Genomic DNA, 16,146 nt, shown 5'->3' on the forward strand with positions numbered 1-16,146 from the left:
AATACAATGAATTGGGCGTGATTCTATACAGTGTCCTGAACATCCTCGCCCACCAAGTTATATTTTCTGAGCAAGCCCCTTATTTGATGGTAGCTTAAGCCCAGAAGCTCTGCGGCACGTCTTTGATTAAACTTGGCTTGTGTCATGGCTGATTCAACAATCTCTTTTTCTTGCTGTGTCTGCCATTGGCGAAGATCCATGGGGAAGGTGAAAGCAGGACTTGCCTCGTTCGCTTCTTCTGACGCATTGTCCCAAGGTGCCTTGAATGGGTCGAGATGAATCTCATCCACGGCACTGTGTTCATCTGCGTGACGATAGATGGCACGTTCAACCACGTTCTTGAGTTCACGCACATTACCCGGCCATTTGTAGGAGAGTAGCGTCTTCTGTGCTTCTGGTGAAAAACCACTGAAGTAGCTGTAACCCAACTCACGACACATTTTGAGTGCGTAGTATTCGGCAAGCAGAAGAATGTCGCCTTGGCGTTCACGCAGCGGCGGCAAGTGAATCACATCGAAAGCGAGTCGGTCTAGAAGGTCTGCGCGAAACTTGCCGTCATTGGCAAGTGTTGGTAAATCTTCATTGGTGGCACAAATCAGGCGAACGTCTGAGCTCAATACGTCACTGCCGCCGACACGTTCGTATTCCCCGTATTCAATAACGCGAAGCAGCTTTTCCTGCACACCCAAAGGCGACGTTGCAAGCTCATCCAGAAACAAGGTTCCGCCCTCAGCACGTTCGAAACGTCCTTTGTGTCGGCCTTTCGCGCCACTGAAAGAACCTGCTTCGTGGCCAAACAACTCCGAGTCAATTAAACCTTCGCTGAGTGCTGCGCAGTTTAGGCTGACCAATGGACCATCCCAACGTTTCGACAAGTAATGCAAACGCTTAGCGATCAGTTCTTTACCCGTGCCTCGCTCCCCAATAATTAATACTGGGCGATTGAGCGGCGCAATGCGCGAGACATGATCGAGCACAGAGAGAAAGTGGTCGGATTCGCCAATGAGGGTGTCAGGTTTTTGCATGGTGAAATTTACCAACTGTTAGTTTATTTCATCATACCTGTGTTGGGTGAAAATGCACGAAATTAACTAAGTCATTGAATGTTAGGATTTATTAAAGTTGGCACGCGGTTTGATATATAGATTCCAACTGAGTCATACCCCTGACATTAACTCGTAAGCGCACAGCGCGCATTTAGAATAAGGAGCATCACCATGGGTATTTTTTCTCGCTTCGCAGACATCGTTAATGCCAACGTTAATTCACTGCTGGATAAAGCGGAAGATCCACAGAAAATGGTTCGCCTGATCATTCAGGAAATGGAAGATACACTGGTTGAGGTTCGTACCTCATCAGCACGCGCACTGGCAGATAAAAAAGAACTGGCGCGCAAAATCGACAACATCGAGCGTCAAATGACCGACTGGCAAGAGAAAGCGACACTGGCTTTGCAAAAGTCGCGTGAAGATCTGGCTCGTGCGGCTTTGATTGAAAAACAGAAAGTGCACGATATCCTGTTGACGCTCAAAGAAGAATATAACCTGGTTGACGAAACTATTGAGAAACTGGGTCATGAAATCGCTGAGCTAGAAACCAAATTGGCTGAAACCCGTGCGCGTCAGCAAGCGTTGGTAATTCGCCGTGAAGCTGCAGGCAAGCGTCGTGATGTGCGTCGTCAACTTGATACTAGCCGCACTGATGAAGCACTGGCGAAGTTCGAGCAATATGAGCGTCGCATCGATGAACTGGAAGCAGAAGCTGACAGTTACAGCATCGGTAAAGGCAAGCGTCTAGAGGACGAGTTCGCAGATCTGCAAGCGCAAGATGAAATTGAGAAAGAACTTGCGAAAATGAAAGCCGAGCTGAAAGACAAAGAATAATCGAGAGAGAGGTAAGGAGATCACATGTCGATGGCATTTCTATCAATTCCACTGGTTGTGTTCCTCGTTTTTGTGGCACCCCTGTGGCTATGGCTCCATTACCGCAGTAAGCGACAGGTAGGGCAGGGATTGAGCAGTGACGAATTTGAGCAATTGCAAGAACTCGCAGATCGCGCAGAGGCATTGCAGTCACGCATCCACTCGCTGGAGCGAATTCTTGATGAAGAAGCACCAAATTGGAGACACAAACAATGAACAAAACGCTGTATCGTGACCCTGTAAACGGGAAGATCGGTGGCGTTTGTGCGGGAGTCGCCGATTACTTAGGTATAGAGACTTGGGTAGTAAGGATATTTACAGTGGCGGCAGCTCTGGTTGGCTTTTTCCTCTTGGTGGTTGTTATCTATGTAGCAGCGATGCTGATTTTGGAAAAAATGCCGCCGGAAGAAGCGCAACGATACACCCAGACCCGTGAGCATAAAGTGAAGCAAAAACCTTGGCAGCAAGGGAAATCAGCCAGTGAATTGCTCGCCAGTATCGATCAAGAAATCAAAGATATGGAAGGTGACGTGGCAAAAATGGAAGCCTATGTTACCTCTAAAGAATTTGACCTAAACCGTCAGTTCAAGCAGCTTTAATAGAAAGGTTGTTTTCTCCCCCGCTGTTTGGCGGGGGTATTTCGTTTTGAGGAGCGCTGCTTTACATGAAGTCCTTAAAAAGTCACATGAATAAGTTGGTTAGTCGTGGTTTAGATCGCCACGTTCGTCTCGCCGTGACGGGTCTTTCACGCGCCGGTAAAACGGCATTCATAACGTCTCTCATTAACCAATTACTCCACAGTGGCACCAACCCAAGAATGCCGCTGTTCCATCCTGTCAGGGAAGGGCGCTTGCGAGGGGCAAGACGTGTTCAGCAAACCCAGCTGCACATTCCCGCGTTTGATTATGACTTGGGTATCCAATCGCTACGTTCTCTACCGCCAAGATGGCCATCACCAACGCGTGACGTGAGCGAAATTCGTTTGGCGATTCGCTACCAACCAGACAGCGGCCCAATGAAGCTTTTGCAAGATACCGCCACCTTGTACCTCGACATCGTCGATTATCCGGGTGAGTGGCTGTTGGACTTGCCGTTATTGTCGATGAGCTTTGAAGAATGGTCGCGTAAACAAAGCGGCATTTTAGTGGGACGTCGAAAAGAATTGGCGAGTCAATGGCTTGCTGCATTGGAAAGCTTTGATCCAATGGCTGAGGCCGACGAAAAGCAAATCGCAGAGATAGCGGGTTTGTACACCGATTATCTTCACGCTTGTAAAGACGAAGCGGGCCTGCACTGGGTGCAGCCAGGACGATTTGTGTTGCCGGGAGAATACAGCGGGGCACCCGTGTTGCAATTCTTTCCGCTGGCGACAGAGAAATACGGAGACAGCCAGTTAGCGAGTGCATCACCGAACAGCAACTTTGCGATGTTAAAGCAACGCTACGAGTACTATTGCAGCCATATCGTGAAAGGGTTCTACAAAGAACACTTCTCTAAAGTGGATCGTCAGATTGTGCTGGTGGATACCTTGCAACCGCTCAATGCTGGCCCTGAGTCGTTTAATGACATGCGCTTAGCGTTAGAGCAACTGATGCAGAGCTTTCGCTATGGCAAAAGCGGCCTGCTGCGTCGCCTGTTTGCGCCACGCATTGATAAGATTTTGTTTGCGGCGACCAAAGCAGACCATGTCACGCCGGATCAACATCCGAATTTGGTGTCCCTGCTGCAGCAACTCATCCACGAAGCTTGGCAAACGGCCGCCTTTGAAGGCATCGACATGGAATGCATCAGTCTGGCGTCGATTCAGGCGACAGAGCCGGGCATGGTGAACCATCGTGGAGAAACGGTCTCTGCGCTGCGAGGCACGTTGGAATCCGGCGCCCCGATTTTGATGTATCCGGGGGATGTGCCGCCAAGATTGCCAAATGACGAATTTTGGCAGAACAATCAGTTCGAATTTCGTCAGTTCCGCCCAATGCCAAGTGATGTGGATGAACCCCTTCCGCATATCCGTGTTGATAAGGCATTGCAGTACTTGCTGGGCGATAAGCTGAGGTAGACGAAACCATGAGTGAATATAAGAAATCTATCGTGTTTGAAGACACGGATAAGCCTGAGCTGGATACGCCAGAATTGACCGCACAGCGTCACTTTGATGCAGAACAAGTGAAGTTCGATCTTGTCGCTCAGGAAGAAGAAACCGAGCAAGAACAGTTGCTAGAAAAAACGCTGGTGCCAAAAAAGGCGCGCTGGGGATTACGTACTCTTGCGCTGTCGGGGTTGGGTTTGGTTGTCTGGCAAACCGTTGATTCTGTCGTTACTGCGGTACAGACTGGTGACTGGTTGTCGGTGGGTTGGAGCGGCTTTGTGGCGGGTATTGCCGCTTTAGGTGTGTCTGCACTTGGCCGTGAATACTTCGCGTTGCGCAGACTGAAAGGGCGTCAGGACGACCGTCAGCAAATTCAGGCGATTATCGATGCAGATGGCATCGGCAAAGCCAAAACGGTGTGTGAAAAAATCTCCAAACAAGGCAAAGGCGAGCTGACGCCAGGTTACGACAAATGGCAATCGTCGTTAGCTGCCACACACAATGATAAAGAAGTGTTTGAGCTCTACGACCAGATGGTGGTGAAAGAGCAAGATGCCCTCGCGAAGAAAATGGTCGCGAAGTATGCCTCTGAAGCGGCGGTAATGGTGGCGTTAAGCCCGCTGGCGGTGGCAGATATGTTGCTAGTGGCATGGCGAAACTTCCGACTGCTCGAGCAAATCTCCAGCCTCTATGGTGTGAAGCTTGGCTATTGGTCTCGTATTCGACTCTTGCGACTGGTGTTGGCAAACATGGCGTTTGCAGGGGCAAGTGAAGCCATTACTGATATTGGTGCTGATTTGCTTTCTGTGGATTTAGCGGGTCGGCTCTCGGCACGCGCAGCCCAAGGCTTGGGCGTGGGTTTACTGACGGCAAGACTGGGCTACAAAGCCATGGCATTGATGCGTCCGCTTCCTTACGTTGGCACGTCGGCACCGAAGCTATCGGACATGCGTAAACAGCTTCTAAGTAGACTGACATCGAACGCCGACAAAAAGGCATAATTTGAAGTAGTCCTCAAAAACGGCAGCGTAAGCTGCCGTTTTTATTGGCTGTCGCTCTCTCACGTTTTGCTCGCTAGCACTTGACTACGTTGATGTTCAGGCGCACACTCCATTCACTGTCAACAATTCCTGACACTTTTATTGGCTGTTTTTTACGCAATGGAAGGCGGGTGTCAGCTGGATTGAACAACTCTATCTCATCCACCACAACGGATGGCGTTGTATGAAAGCGTTATCCGTTTTGTTAGCAGGACAACACCGTGAGATTACAGGTCTTTTGTGAAGATCGACTCGGACTAACCCGTGAACTTCTCGATATTCTTGCACGCCGCAACATTGACTTGCGCGGCATCGAGATCGATCAGGTGGGTATCATTTACCTCAACTGTCCAGAAGTCGAATTTGAAGAATTTCGTCAACTAATGTCAGAGATTCGTTTGATAAGCGGTGTAACCGACGTTAGAAAAATTCAGTTCCTCCCTGCCGAGCGTGAACATCGTGAACTTCGCGCCCTGCTTGAAACCCTTTCCGACCCCGTGTTTTCTGTCAGCCTGAATGGCAAGGTTGATTTGGCAAACAAAGCCGCTTTCCGCCTAATGGGCAACGAAGAAGAAGGGTTGATTGGTGAATCTGCCAATACTATTTTCCCAGAATTCAACTTCAGCCACTGGTTGGAGCGAGACAACGCCAGCCAAGTTTGCCGCCAGATTGTCATTGCAGGTATCGATTACCTGATGGAAGTCATGCCTGTTTACGTGACAGACAGCGAAAACAAGAATGTATTGGCGAGCGCAGTAATTCAGCTCAAACAAGTAGCAATGAACCAGCTGCCAACCAAGCTCTACCGCACGCCGGGCGAGCACGGTTTCGATCATCTTGTTGGCCAATCCAGCAAATTCCGCGCGTTGGTTAATCAGGCGAAAAAATTCGCACTACTGGACGCACCGCTTTTAATCCAAGGTGAAACAGGTACTGGCAAAGAAATGCTGGCGAAAGCGTGCCATCAACGTTCGCATCGCGCCGAAAAGCCATTCTTGTTGGTTAACTGTGTGTCTATGCCTGATGACGCCGCCGAAACCGAATTGTTTGGCTCTGCGCCAACAGAAGGGCGTGAAGGTAAGAAAGGTCAGCTAGAACAAGCGGACGGCGGTACCGTTTTCTTGTACGAAGTGGGCGAAATGAGTCCGCATTTGCAGATTAAACTGCTGCGCTTTATGCGTGATGGTGCTTTCCGTCGCGTGGGCGAAGAGCAGGAAATCAAAGTTGATGTGCGTGTGATTTGTTCCACGCAGAAAAACCTGTCTGAGCGTGTGGCGTCAGGTCAGTTCCGCGAAGACTTGTATTATCGCTTGAATGTTCTTTCTCTGACTGTTCCGCCATTGCGCGAACGTCCGTCCGACGTACAGCCGTTGACAGAATTGTTCTTGAATCAGTTCTCTGCGGAGCTTGGTCAAGAAAGACCAATGATGCAGCAGGGCGTATCCGATTTCTTGGCGCAGTATTCTTGGCCGGGTAACGTTCGTCAGCTTCGTAACGTGTTGTTCCGTGCAATGACACAGATTGAAGATGGCTGCCTGACCAAAGAAGACATTCAATTGCCTGAGACGGAGCAAACCGCGTTTTTGACCGAAGAGTCGATGGACGGTTCGCTGGATGACATCATGAAGCGGTACGAGTCCGGTATTTTATCGAACTTGTATCGCAGCTATCCGTCGACACGTAAGTTGGCGAAGCGATTAGATGTTTCCCATACCGCGGTCGCGAATAAACTTCGTGAGTATGGCATCGGTAAGAAATAAAAAAGTAGCGGCAATTAGCCGCTATTTTTTTCTATATCGAGTAGCTTTTGTTTGATCGCTAACCCATATCGGTATCCCGTAAGCTGTCCATCGCTTCCAATCACCCGATGGCACGGAATAATTAGAGGGATCGGGTTGACGTTATTCGCCATACCAACTGCACGGCAGGCCTGTGCATTTCCGATCTCTGTGGCAATTTCGGCATAAGTCCGCGTTTTGCCATAGGGAATACCGCGTAAAGCCTGCCAAACTTGATGTTGGAACTCCGTTCCTTCTGGCGCGAGCGGCAAAGTAAACTCTGTGCGTTCACCAGCGAGAAATTCAAGAAGCTGTTTTTTGTATGGGGCGAGTTGTTGCGGGGAGTGTTTCCATTCACGGCAGTGTTCGAAAGGGTGGTGCAGACACAAGGTCAATTGCCTGAGTCCTGCATCATCGGACAGTAAGTGAATTTTTCCCAGCGGTGATTCAAAGCTATCGTAGTACATAGTGACGACACTTATTGATAGACAGGAGGCCAGTTGTCAGTCGAAATTATAAACCCTTTCCCGAGTTTGAGTGTCGATAATCTCGAAATAAGAGCGGTACAGAAAGGAGATGTCGCAAAGGTTGTGCGGTATTTCCAGAAAAATCGGACCTATCTGACGCCTTGGGAACCGTCGAGACCCGAAGGGTTCTTTACGTTTGAAGGCTGGGAACGCAGGGTAATCCAACTGACCGAGTTGCAACGTCACGGCCTTTCCTACTATTTCCTTATTTTTGAATCTGGCAGTGACGAAGTTCAGGGCGTGATCACTTACAGCAACATCATGCAGTACCCCTTTCACGCTTGTACGGTGGGTTATTCGCTTGCTGAAGATGCGCAGGGGCGAGGCATCATGCGCCGCGCACTGAAAGCTGCGAACCAATGGTTGTTTGATAACTTAAACCTGCATCGCATTATGGCCTCTTACATGCCCAGAAATCAGCGAAGTGCCGCAGTATTGCACTCGGTGGGTTTTGAAAAAGAAGGCGAAGCCAAAGACTACTTGCTGATTAACGGTAAGTGGGAAGACCACATTCTTACCTCCCTTATCAACACTAAATGGGTGTCATCCATCAATGAATAATTTCAACCCTGTGCGTTTGGAGAAGCAGCTGGCGTTGCTGGTGGAAGTCGATAAATTGAAAGCTGTTCTGCGCCGCACTCGTGTCAAAAGTGCCGATGCGAGACGTGAAAACTCTGCGGAACACAGTTGGCAGGTTGCCTTATGGCACTGTTGCTAGAAGAGTACGCGAACGAACCTGTTGATGTGTCCAAGGTTGTAAAGATGCTGCTTTTACATGACGTAGTGGAAATCGACGCTGGCGATACCTTTGTTTACGATCTGGAAGCGGCAAAGCTGCAAGAAGAGAAAGAACTCAAAGCGGCCAACCGCATTTTTGGTATGTTGCCGGAAGACCAAGGGCAAGAATTGCTGGCGTTGTGGTTGGAGTTTGAAGCAGGTGAGTCGCCGGAGGCGCGCTATGGCAAAGCGTTAGACCGCATGTTGCCGATGCTTTTGAATTATCACAGTGAAGGCCAAAGCTGGAAAGAACACGATGTTAGTCTTGAACAGGCGTTGACCGTGAATGCCAAAATCGAAAAAGGCTCTGACGTGCTGTGGGACCAAGTCAAACAGATGCTGGCAGAAGCGGCTGACAAAGGTTGGCTGAAAACCTGAACCCTCAAACTTGGCACAACAAAGACGCAAAAGCCCCGCAAGAGCGGGGCTTTTTGTTTCTGTATGACTGATTAGGTCACGGTGATCATACGCATGGTGTTGGTGGTGCCGACATAGCCGGACACATCACCTTGCGTGAAGATAACCACATCCCAAGGTTGTAGCAGGCCTTTCTCTTTCAAAAGGGCAATGGCTTTGTGCGCAACCTCAGGGCCTGCGCCGGTGTCGCTTTCAAAGAATACCGGGGTTACACCACGGTAGAGTGCCGCGCGAGAGAGGGTGGTTTCATGACGAGACAATGCAAAGATCGGTTTGCCCGAACTGATGCGTGACATCATGAGTGCAGTTTTGCCTGATTCAGTCAGCGACACCATCGCTTTGACTTTCGACATATGGTTTGCCGCGTACATGGTTGCCATCGCCACCGTTTCTTCAATCAAATCAAACTCTTTGTTCAATCGGTGATTGGACACGTTAATCGACGGCATTTTCTCCGCACCGATACACACTTCTGCCATGGTCGAACGGTTTCGAGTGGGTAGTCACCAGCCGCCGTTTCAGCAGACAGCATCACAGCATCTGTGCCATCAAGCACGGCATTGGCCACATCCATGACCTCCGCACGTGTTGGCATGGGCGCACTGATCATCGATTCCATCATTTGTGTGGCGGTGATAACGCAGCGATTGAGTGAACGAGCACGACGAATGAGTTTCTTCTGCACGCCCACAAGTTCAGGGTCACCAATTTCTACCCCTAAGTCACCACGGGCTACCATGACACCATCAGATGCCTCGATAATGTCATCGATGCTTTCATCGGTTGCTACCGTTTCCGCACGCTCCACTTTGGCAATCATTCGCGTGTCTAAACCTGCATCTTTCGCCAGCGAGCGGGCGTAACGCATATCGTCGCCATTGCGTGGGAAAGAGATGGCGAGATAGTCCACGTTGATTTTTGCAGCGGTGAGGATGTCTTGTTTGTCTTTTTCTGTCAGCGCGGCAGCGGAAAGGCCACCACCTTTTTTGTTGATCCCTTTGTTGTTCGAGAGCGGGCCACCAACCGTCACGTCGGTGTGAACACAAGCACCTTCAACGGAGACCACTTTGAGCTGAACGCGCCCGTCATCCAACAGAAGAATATCGCCGGGAACAACATCTTTGGGGAGCTCTTTGTAATCGAGGCCGACGCGCTCTTTGTCACCTTTACCTGCGGGTAAGTCGCCATCAAGGATAAATCTGTCACCGACGGCGAGTTGAATCTTTCCATCAGCAAACGTGGAAACACGAATTTTGGGGCCTTGAAGGTCTCCTAAGATACCGACATGTTGGCCAAGCTTGGCAGCGATAGTGCGCACTTTATTCGCACGATCGATATGGTCCTGCGCTGAGCCGTGAGAGAAGTTCATCCTGACGACATTGGCTCCGGCTGCAATTATTTTTTCGAGTACGTCATCTTTATCAGTGGCTGGTCCAAGTGTTGTGACGATTTTGGTACGACGCATGGGTACAGTCATGAAATTCTCCAGAGTCAGAAGTTGTCTTTAAAAACGAAATAAAAGCTGGTGACAAACTGCTTACTAAGGAAAGTGTAGTTGAGTACTGAGATATAAATAAAAAGGGCAGTTTTAAACTGCCCTTATTTGGATGCGTTAGGTTAGAGACTCTTTATTAAATCGCGAATCTTTGATCGCCTCTTTTACGCGTTTTAGGTTTTCTCTAAAGCCAGGGCCTCGACGCAGTGTAAAGCCAGTTGCCAACACGTCGATGACTGTCATTTGAACGACGCGGCTTGCCATTGGCATGTAGATGTCAGTGTCTTCTGGCACATCAAGGGTGATTGTCAGAGAACAGACTTTATCAAGCGGTGAGCCTTTCTCGGTAATACCGATAACGGTCGCGCCGTTCTCTTTCGCCAACATGGCAACATCAACCAAAGATTTGGTGCGGCCAGTATGGGAAATGACTACCACCACATCGCCATCTGTGCAGTTAATGCAGCTCATACGTTGCATTACGATGTCGTTAAAACAAACGATGGGAATGTTGAAGCGGAAGAATTTGTTTTGCGCATCGTACGCAACGGAAGCCGACGCACCCAGACCGAAGAAAGAAATTTTCTTCGCTTGCGTGAGCAAATCTACCGCGCGGTTAATTTGATGAGGGTCGATGCTGTTTTTCGCCACGTCCAGACAAGCCATGGTCGATTCGAAGATTTTCGACGTATAAGCATCTGCACTGTCGTGCTCTTCTACGTTGCGGTTTACGTAAGGAGTGCCATTCGCCAAGCTCTGCGCCAAGTGCAGTTTAAAGTCTGGAAAACCTTTCGTGTCCAATCGACGACAGAAGCGGTTCACGGTTGGCTCACTGACGTCTGCCATCTTTGCCAAGGTCGCGATGCTTGAGTGGATAGCAGTTTGCGGAGACGCAATAATGACTTCTGCTACTTTACGTTCAGACTTACTAAAGTTTTCAATATTTTTTTGTATTTTTTCTAGGGTGTTCATTTAGATTACCGCTTTGCTTCCGCTATCTAGTGTTCAGAACTGCCTCTTACGCTAGCGTGATTTACGTCACTGAGGTGCTCGGGCGAAATAAATTGAGGTTCGACAATGTTATGATTGAGTCTAACGGGTGGAATCGATTAATGACATTTTAACCAGCAAATACCTTTAAAAAGTTTGTATTCATTCACGCTTTTAGTTGCTTTATTACACAGATTCGGATTTTTTTTTCAGCCGAATTTAATCAAATTGCGATTCTGTGGCACGTATTTGATGAATTTAGATTGGATCTGAAAATGGATTACAAGGAACTTTCGATGTCGAAACCAATAAAAACAGTCTCGGTTTGTGGGTGCGGATGGCTCGGGTTGCCTTTGGCTAAACACTTGGTTGCAAAAGACTATACGGTGGTTGGCACAAAGCGCTCGTCTCTTGATGCAAAAGCGTTAGAGCAACACGGGATACAAGGCGTGGCATTCACTTTGACCGAACGCACGTCATGGACGAACACAACGGAGCTATTCGGCGCTGATGCGCTGGTGGTGAACATTCCGCCTGGCCGCAGAACGATAGAGAAAGATGTGTTTGTGGCAAACATGAAAGCTCTGATTGATGCGGTCAAAGCGGGTGGGACAGGGCAACTTATTCTAATAAGCACCACATCTGTCTACGGCGAACTGAAAGGGACGATTACCGAAACGACGACGCCAAGTCCTACAACGGAATCCGGCAAGGCGCACGTTGAAATCGAAAACTATGTGTTTGAACGATTCGGTGATAGAGGCGCAGTATTACGATTATCGGGTTTGGTTGGAGAAGACAGACACCCTGCGCGCTATTTGGCTGGACGAAGTGACATTGCAAATGGCAATGACCCAGTGAATTTGGTTCACCGTGACGATTGTATTGCTGCAATTTGCGCGCTGATCGAAAAAGGTGTTGGTGGTAGGGCCTACCATCTCTGTACAGCGGAACATCCAACGCGCGAAGCATTTTATCAGTGGGCAGCGAAGTCCATGGGGTTAGTCGAGCCTAGCTTTACGCCAAGTGATGGCAGTGGAAAGCGTATCGATGCCACCGAAACTCTTGCTTCATTGGGTCTCACGCCGAAATATAGGTCGCCTTACGATATGCCATTGCCCAAGGTTTAGGTAAAAAAGACATAAAAAAAGCCCGCTTCAATCATGAGCGGGCAACATTAAATTTGTAAGCAGGAGTAAGAAAAAGCAGCAGTTTATAGCGATAAGTTAGAAATCATGTGAGGCGGCCAGCTATACATTAAAAGGCACTTATCCGCTATCTACATATAGTCAGATAACCCATTCAGAAATTAGTTCAAAAAAATTTCAAAATTTTTTTCAAATCCATTCTCACGCCTTTTCTCTCTGCCTTCTTGGCAACAATCACGAACATTAGAACGAAAAAAAGCCCACAAGCGAATCGATGATGTGGGCTCAAGAAGAAATTCTTCTAAGAAAAAGCAGTGGCACTAATTGAGACCCGACTTTTGAGTCTTTGTTCCCACTCACATCGAGTTTTTTCTCAATAGTGAGCCAGTCTCGCGTTGTTACCGGTAAGAAACCTTATTAATAACAGCACCTTATTTTCAGGGTTCCCATGAAAAATAAAAGTTGTCAAAAGTGTGATTGTTTTCGGGTTGTTATCAATGCTAATGAGATGTAAAGTTAAACGGGTGTTTAATACAGGTGAATGAAAATGGCTGGGAAAGGCGAAACCAAAGGGAAAATCCTTGATGCGGCAGAGCAACTCTTTGCCGAACATGGGTTTAAAGACACCTCACTGAGGACGATCACCAGTAAAGCCAACGTTAACTTGGCATCAGTGAACTATCACTTTGGTGACAAAAAATCTCTCGTGAGAGCGGTACTAGCCCGCTATCTCGAAAAATTCATGCCTCAATTAGAACAGGAATTAAAACTGCTGTTGGTGAAAGACAACATCACCATGGTGGATGTGTTTGCTTGCACCAAACGCCCTCTGCTGGACTTGGATTCGTTTCGCAGACATGGCGCATCAACCTTCATGCAGTTGATTGGGCGTGGCTATACAGATGTGCAAGGTCACTTGAGATGGTTTATCACAACCCGTTACGACACCGTGCTGTCTCTATTTACGCAAGCGGTTGTAAAAGCTAACCCCTCTCTAAAACCTGAAAACCTGTTTTGGCGACTTCATTTCACGCTGGGTGCAGTCATCTTCACGATGGCTTCAAACGTAGCGTTAAGTGAGATAGCAGAGAATGACTTTGGTCATAACGTTTCTATTGAAGACATCATTGACCGACTTATTCCTTATTTGGCAGCAGGTGTAGATGCACCTGTCGCCGGAGAGCTAACGCTCGTCAGTAGCGGCTCTTCCCTTAGCGCAAGCTAAGAAAAACAGAACAACAATAACCAAATAACGAAACAAAAAGGATCTGAATCATGAGCTCTCAACCATCATTTAGAAGACGTTACCTCAGCGATCCAGCGTTCAAGTTTTTCAAAAAGGTGCTGCCACCGCTTTCAGTGACAGAAAAAGAAGCCATGGAAGCAGGCAGTGTGTGGTGGGACGGGGAGCTGTTTGGCGGAAACCCTGAGTGGCGAACCTTGCTTCAATACCCAAAACCACGTCTGTCTGATGAAGAGCAATCCTTCATCGACAATCAGTTGGAAACGCTGCTCGGTATGTTGGATGACTTTGACATTGTTCAACAGCGCAAAGACTTACCGCCGGAAGTCTGGGAATACTTGAAGAAAGAAAAGTTCTTCTCCCTCATTATTCCTAAAGAGTTTGGTGGGCTGGCATTCTCTGCATTCGCTAACTCAACCATTGTATCTCGCATCGCGACGCGCAGTTTGAGTGCTGCGGTAACAGTGATGGTCCCTAACTCGTTAGGCCCAGGTGAACTATTAACGCACTATGGTACTGACGATCAGAAAAACTATTGGTTACCGCGCCTTGCTAACGGCGACGAGGTGCCGTGTTTTGCACTGACTGGCCCGGAAGCGGGCTCCGATGCAGGCTCCATTCCTGACAAAGGCATTGTCTGTAAGGGCGAGTTTGAAGGCAAAGAAGTGTTGGGTATTCGCCTGACATGGAACAAACGCTACATCACGCTGGCACCGGTCGCGACAGTGTTGGGTCTGGCATTTAAACTGCACGATCCAGACGGCTTGCTGGGCGACACCGAACAGCTTGGCATTACCTGTGCGTTGATTCCTGCCGATCACAAAGGCGTTGAGATTGGCGAACGTCATAACCCGTTAGGTCTTTCATTTATGAATGGTCCGACGCGCGGTGAAGATGTCTTCATTCCAATGGAGTGGGTGATCGGTGGTCAGGACTATGTCGGGAAAGGCTGGCGTATGCTGGTGGAATGTCTTTCAGCGGGTCGTGGTATCTCTCTTCCTGCGCTTGGCACCGCCGTGGGTCACTTAACGTCGCGCACGACAGGGGCTTATTCCTATGTGCGCAAACAGTTTGGAATGAACATCGGTAAGTTTGAAGGTGTTGCGGAAGCGATGGGGCGTATTGGTGGTTATACCTATATGCTGGAAGCGGCTCGCACCCTGACAACAACCTCGCTGGACATGAATGAGAAGCCAGGGATTGTCACCGCGATTGCCAAATACCACATGACCGAGTTGGCTCGTACCATCTTGAATGACTCAATGGACATTCACGCAGGGCGCGCGATTCAGTTAGGCCCACTTAACTACATCGGTCATCATTACTTTGGTATGCCTGTGGCAATCACCGTGGAAGGTGCCAACATTCTGACCCGAAATCTGATGATCTTCGGTCAAGGTGCCACTCGCTGCCATCCCTATGTATTAAAGGAAATGGAAGCGGCAGCGGATACTGATGAAACCAAAGGCGCAGAAGCGTTTGACAGCTTGCTGGTCAAGCACATTGGCTTTGCGACCAAAAACGTATTGATGGCACTGACCAATGCCTTTACACGTTCGGCGTTCAATAGCTCGCCGGTCTCCGGTGAAACCGCGAAGTACTACAAACAATTCGCTCGTATGAGCCGTGCGTTGGCCGTAACCGCGGATGTCTCCATGTTGATGTTGGGCGGTGAGCTTAAACGACGTGAAATGCTGTCTGCGCGCTTAGGTGACGTGCTAAGTCATCTCTACCTTGCGTCAGCCGTGTTGAAACGTTACGAAGATGAAGGCCGCCAGCAAGCAGACCTGCCATTCGTTCATTACTCACTCCAGCATTGTTTGAACAAGTGTGCTGACGCGTTTGATGGAGCATTCAACAACTTCCCACGTAAAGGTGTAGGTAGAACCCTGCGTACCATAACCTTCCCATTGGGCATGCATTTCGATGCGCCATCAGATGAGCTTGCAAATCAAATTGCGGGTTTGATGATGACACCGGGCGCACACCGCTCACGCCTGACCCATCTTTGTTACGTGGGTGATGCTGAGAATGACCCAGTCGGCATCATGGAACGTGCATTTGAGGCGATGCAATCGATCAGGCCATTGGAGAAAAAGCTGGCTGTGGCGGCGAAGAACGGTCAAATCCCAGCGAAAGTACCATTGGCTGAAAAACTTGAGAAAGCACTTGAAGAGAACATCATCACGCAAGATGAGTTTGAACAAATCAAACATGCGGATGCGTTACGTTCAAAAGCAATCCAAGTGGATAACTTTGACCCATCATGGTTTGCTCCAGCGAAACCTGCAACCTCAGGTTCACGCCGAAAAGGCAAAGCCGCATAACGGAGTGCAAGTTTATCTCGCTCTCAAAAACGCCGCAAAAGCGGCGTTTTTTTTCGTCAACACCTCCAACCACTGCCTGAATCACTGCTTTTGAGACAAAAAAAAGTGCGAAAACAAGATGAAGTATTTATCCTAGGCGCAACTTTGTAAGGAAGGTTGAATATGATCATCAAACCGAAAATTCGCGGATTTATCTGTACGACTACGCATCCAGTTGGCTGTGAAGCTAACGTAAAAGAGCAAATCGAATACACCAAAGCGCAAGGCCCAATCGCAAATGCACCAAAACGTGTTCTGGTTGTTGGCTCTTCTAGTGGCTACGGTCTATCTTCGCGCATTGCAGCAGCGTTCGGCGGCGGTGCGGCGACCATCGGTGTGTTTTCGAAAACCATG

The 16,146-nt window shown here is 48.7% G+C and carries 13 protein-coding genes and 3 pseudogenes; 12 read left to right on the top strand and 4 right to left on the bottom strand.

What is annotated here, in order from left to right; genetic code table 11:
• Nucleotides 1–23 precede the first annotated feature (23 nt).
• Nucleotides 24–1,025, bottom strand: coding sequence for a phage shock protein operon transcriptional activator (gene pspF, locus ATN88_RS09315; protein WP_067414582.1), 1,002 nt, complete (start codon nucleotides 1,023–1,025; stop codon nucleotides 24–26).
• 192 nt (nucleotides 1,026–1,217) lie between these two features.
• Between pspF and pspA the strand changes: the two genes are divergently transcribed.
• The 6 genes from pspA (at nucleotide 1,218) to tyrR (ending at nucleotide 6,811) form a co-directional block, all read left to right on the top strand.
• A complete protein-coding gene (gene pspA / locus ATN88_RS09320; protein WP_067414587.1) occupies nucleotides 1,218–1,883 on the top strand; it encodes a phage shock protein PspA in 666 nt (221 codons plus the stop codon).
• Nucleotides 1,884–1,907: 24 nt separating this feature from the next.
• A complete protein-coding gene (gene pspB, locus ATN88_RS09325; RefSeq protein ID WP_067414590.1) occupies nucleotides 1,908–2,138 on the top strand; it encodes an envelope stress response membrane protein PspB in 231 nt (76 codons plus the stop codon).
• Nucleotides 2,135–2,521 (top strand): envelope stress response membrane protein PspC, encoded by a 387-nt coding sequence (gene pspC / locus ATN88_RS09330; RefSeq protein ID WP_067414593.1) that lies wholly within the window; start codon nucleotides 2,135–2,137, stop codon nucleotides 2,519–2,521. The genes pspB and pspC overlap by 4 nt, the downstream gene beginning before the upstream one ends.
• A gap of 65 nt (nucleotides 2,522–2,586) precedes the next feature.
• On the top strand, nucleotides 2,587–3,981 hold the full coding sequence (locus ATN88_RS09335; protein ID WP_067414598.1) for a YcjX family GTP-binding protein: 1,395 nt from the start codon (nucleotides 2,587–2,589) through the stop codon (nucleotides 3,979–3,981).
• 8 nt (nucleotides 3,982–3,989) lie between these two features.
• Nucleotides 3,990–5,012, top strand: coding sequence for a YcjF family protein (locus ATN88_RS09340; protein WP_067414602.1), 1,023 nt, complete (start codon nucleotides 3,990–3,992; stop codon nucleotides 5,010–5,012).
• Nucleotides 5,013–5,272: 260 nt separating this feature from the next.
• Nucleotides 5,273–6,811 carry a transcriptional regulator TyrR gene (gene tyrR, locus ATN88_RS09345; RefSeq protein WP_067414605.1) on the top strand — a complete coding sequence of 513 codons (1,539 nt, stop codon included), beginning with the start codon at nucleotides 5,273–5,275 and terminating at the stop codon, nucleotides 6,809–6,811.
• Nucleotides 6,812–6,825: 14 nt separating this feature from the next.
• Here the strand turns inward: tyrR and ATN88_RS09350 are convergent, their stop codons facing one another.
• Nucleotides 6,826–7,296: a methylated-DNA--[protein]-cysteine S-methyltransferase gene (locus ATN88_RS09350; RefSeq protein WP_067414608.1), complete on the bottom strand. Its 471-nt coding sequence runs from the start codon at nucleotides 7,294–7,296 to the stop codon at nucleotides 6,826–6,828.
• A gap of 33 nt (nucleotides 7,297–7,329) precedes the next feature.
• On the opposite strand from ATN88_RS09350, the gene rimJ reads away from it, so the two are divergent.
• Nucleotides 7,330–7,917: a ribosomal protein S5-alanine N-acetyltransferase gene (gene rimJ / locus ATN88_RS09355; RefSeq protein ID WP_067414612.1), complete on the top strand. Its 588-nt coding sequence runs from the start codon at nucleotides 7,330–7,332 to the stop codon at nucleotides 7,915–7,917.
• Nucleotides 7,910–8,511 (top strand): annotated as a pseudogene (locus ATN88_RS09360) (HD domain-containing protein). The gene rimJ and the pseudogene ATN88_RS09360 overlap by 8 nt, the downstream one beginning before the upstream one ends.
• Before the next feature lie 71 nt (nucleotides 8,512–8,582).
• Here the strand turns inward: ATN88_RS09360 and pyk are convergent.
• A pseudogene (pyk, locus tag ATN88_RS09365) lies at nucleotides 8,583–10,027 on the bottom strand (pyruvate kinase).
• A gap of 135 nt (nucleotides 10,028–10,162) precedes the next feature.
• A complete protein-coding gene (locus ATN88_RS09370; protein ID WP_067414617.1) occupies nucleotides 10,163–11,017 on the bottom strand; it encodes a MurR/RpiR family transcriptional regulator in 855 nt (284 codons plus the stop codon).
• Between the two features lie 314 nt (nucleotides 11,018–11,331).
• Here ATN88_RS09370 and ATN88_RS09375 point away from each other — a divergent pair, with 314 nt between their 5' ends.
• The 4 genes and pseudogenes from ATN88_RS09375 to ATN88_RS09390 form a co-directional block, all read left to right on the top strand.
• The gene (locus ATN88_RS09375; protein WP_067414621.1) at nucleotides 11,332–12,165 is read left to right on the top strand and encodes an NAD-dependent epimerase/dehydratase family protein; all 834 of its coding nucleotides are present in this window, start codon (nucleotides 11,332–11,334) and stop codon (nucleotides 12,163–12,165) included.
• A gap of 565 nt (nucleotides 12,166–12,730) precedes the next feature.
• Entirely contained in the window at nucleotides 12,731–13,408 is a 678-nt protein-coding gene (locus ATN88_RS09380) for a TetR/AcrR family transcriptional regulator (protein WP_067414649.1), read from the top strand.
• Nucleotides 13,409–13,458: 50 nt separating this feature from the next.
• On the top strand, nucleotides 13,459–15,753 hold the full coding sequence (locus tag ATN88_RS09385; protein ID WP_067414626.1) for an acyl-CoA dehydrogenase: 2,295 nt from the start codon (nucleotides 13,459–13,461) through the stop codon (nucleotides 15,751–15,753).
• A 162-nt stretch (nucleotides 15,754–15,915) separates the two neighbouring features.
• A pseudogene (locus ATN88_RS09390) lies at nucleotides 15,916–16,146 on the top strand (bifunctional NADH-specific enoyl-ACP reductase/trans-2-enoyl-CoA reductase); the annotation flags it as partial.

The organism is Enterovibrio coralii (assembly GCF_001559595.1).
GTDB lineage: Bacteria > Pseudomonadota > Gammaproteobacteria > Enterobacterales > Vibrionaceae > Enterovibrio > Enterovibrio coralii.

What these genes read in the sequence shown, in the direction of transcription:
- pspA (WP_067414587.1), top strand. Translation starts at nt 1,218, where the DNA reads ATGGGTATTTTTTCTCGCTTCGCAGACATCGTTAATGCCAACGTTAAT.
- pspF (WP_067414582.1), bottom strand. Translation starts at nt 1,025, where the DNA reads ATGCAAAAACCTGACACCCTCATTGGCGAATCCGACCACTTTCTCTCT.
- ATN88_RS09385 (WP_067414626.1), top strand. Translation starts at nt 13,459, where the DNA reads ATGAGCTCTCAACCATCATTTAGAAGACGTTACCTCAGCGATCCAGCG.
- pspC (WP_067414593.1), top strand. Translation starts at nt 2,135, where the DNA reads ATGAACAAAACGCTGTATCGTGACCCTGTAAACGGGAAGATCGGTGGC.
- ATN88_RS09335 (WP_067414598.1), top strand. Translation starts at nt 2,587, where the DNA reads ATGAAGTCCTTAAAAAGTCACATGAATAAGTTGGTTAGTCGTGGTTTA.
- ATN88_RS09370 (WP_067414617.1), bottom strand. Translation starts at nt 11,017, where the DNA reads ATGAACACCCTAGAAAAAATACAAAAAAATATTGAAAACTTTAGTAAG.
- pspB (WP_067414590.1), top strand. Translation starts at nt 1,908, where the DNA reads ATGTCGATGGCATTTCTATCAATTCCACTGGTTGTGTTCCTCGTTTTT.
- ATN88_RS09340 (WP_067414602.1), top strand. Translation starts at nt 3,990, where the DNA reads ATGAGTGAATATAAGAAATCTATCGTGTTTGAAGACACGGATAAGCCT.
- ATN88_RS09380 (WP_067414649.1), top strand. Translation starts at nt 12,731, where the DNA reads ATGGCTGGGAAAGGCGAAACCAAAGGGAAAATCCTTGATGCGGCAGAG.
- ATN88_RS09350 (WP_067414608.1), bottom strand. Translation starts at nt 7,296, where the DNA reads ATGTACTACGATAGCTTTGAATCACCGCTGGGAAAAATTCACTTACTG.
- ATN88_RS09375 (WP_067414621.1), top strand. Translation starts at nt 11,332, where the DNA reads ATGTCGAAACCAATAAAAACAGTCTCGGTTTGTGGGTGCGGATGGCTC.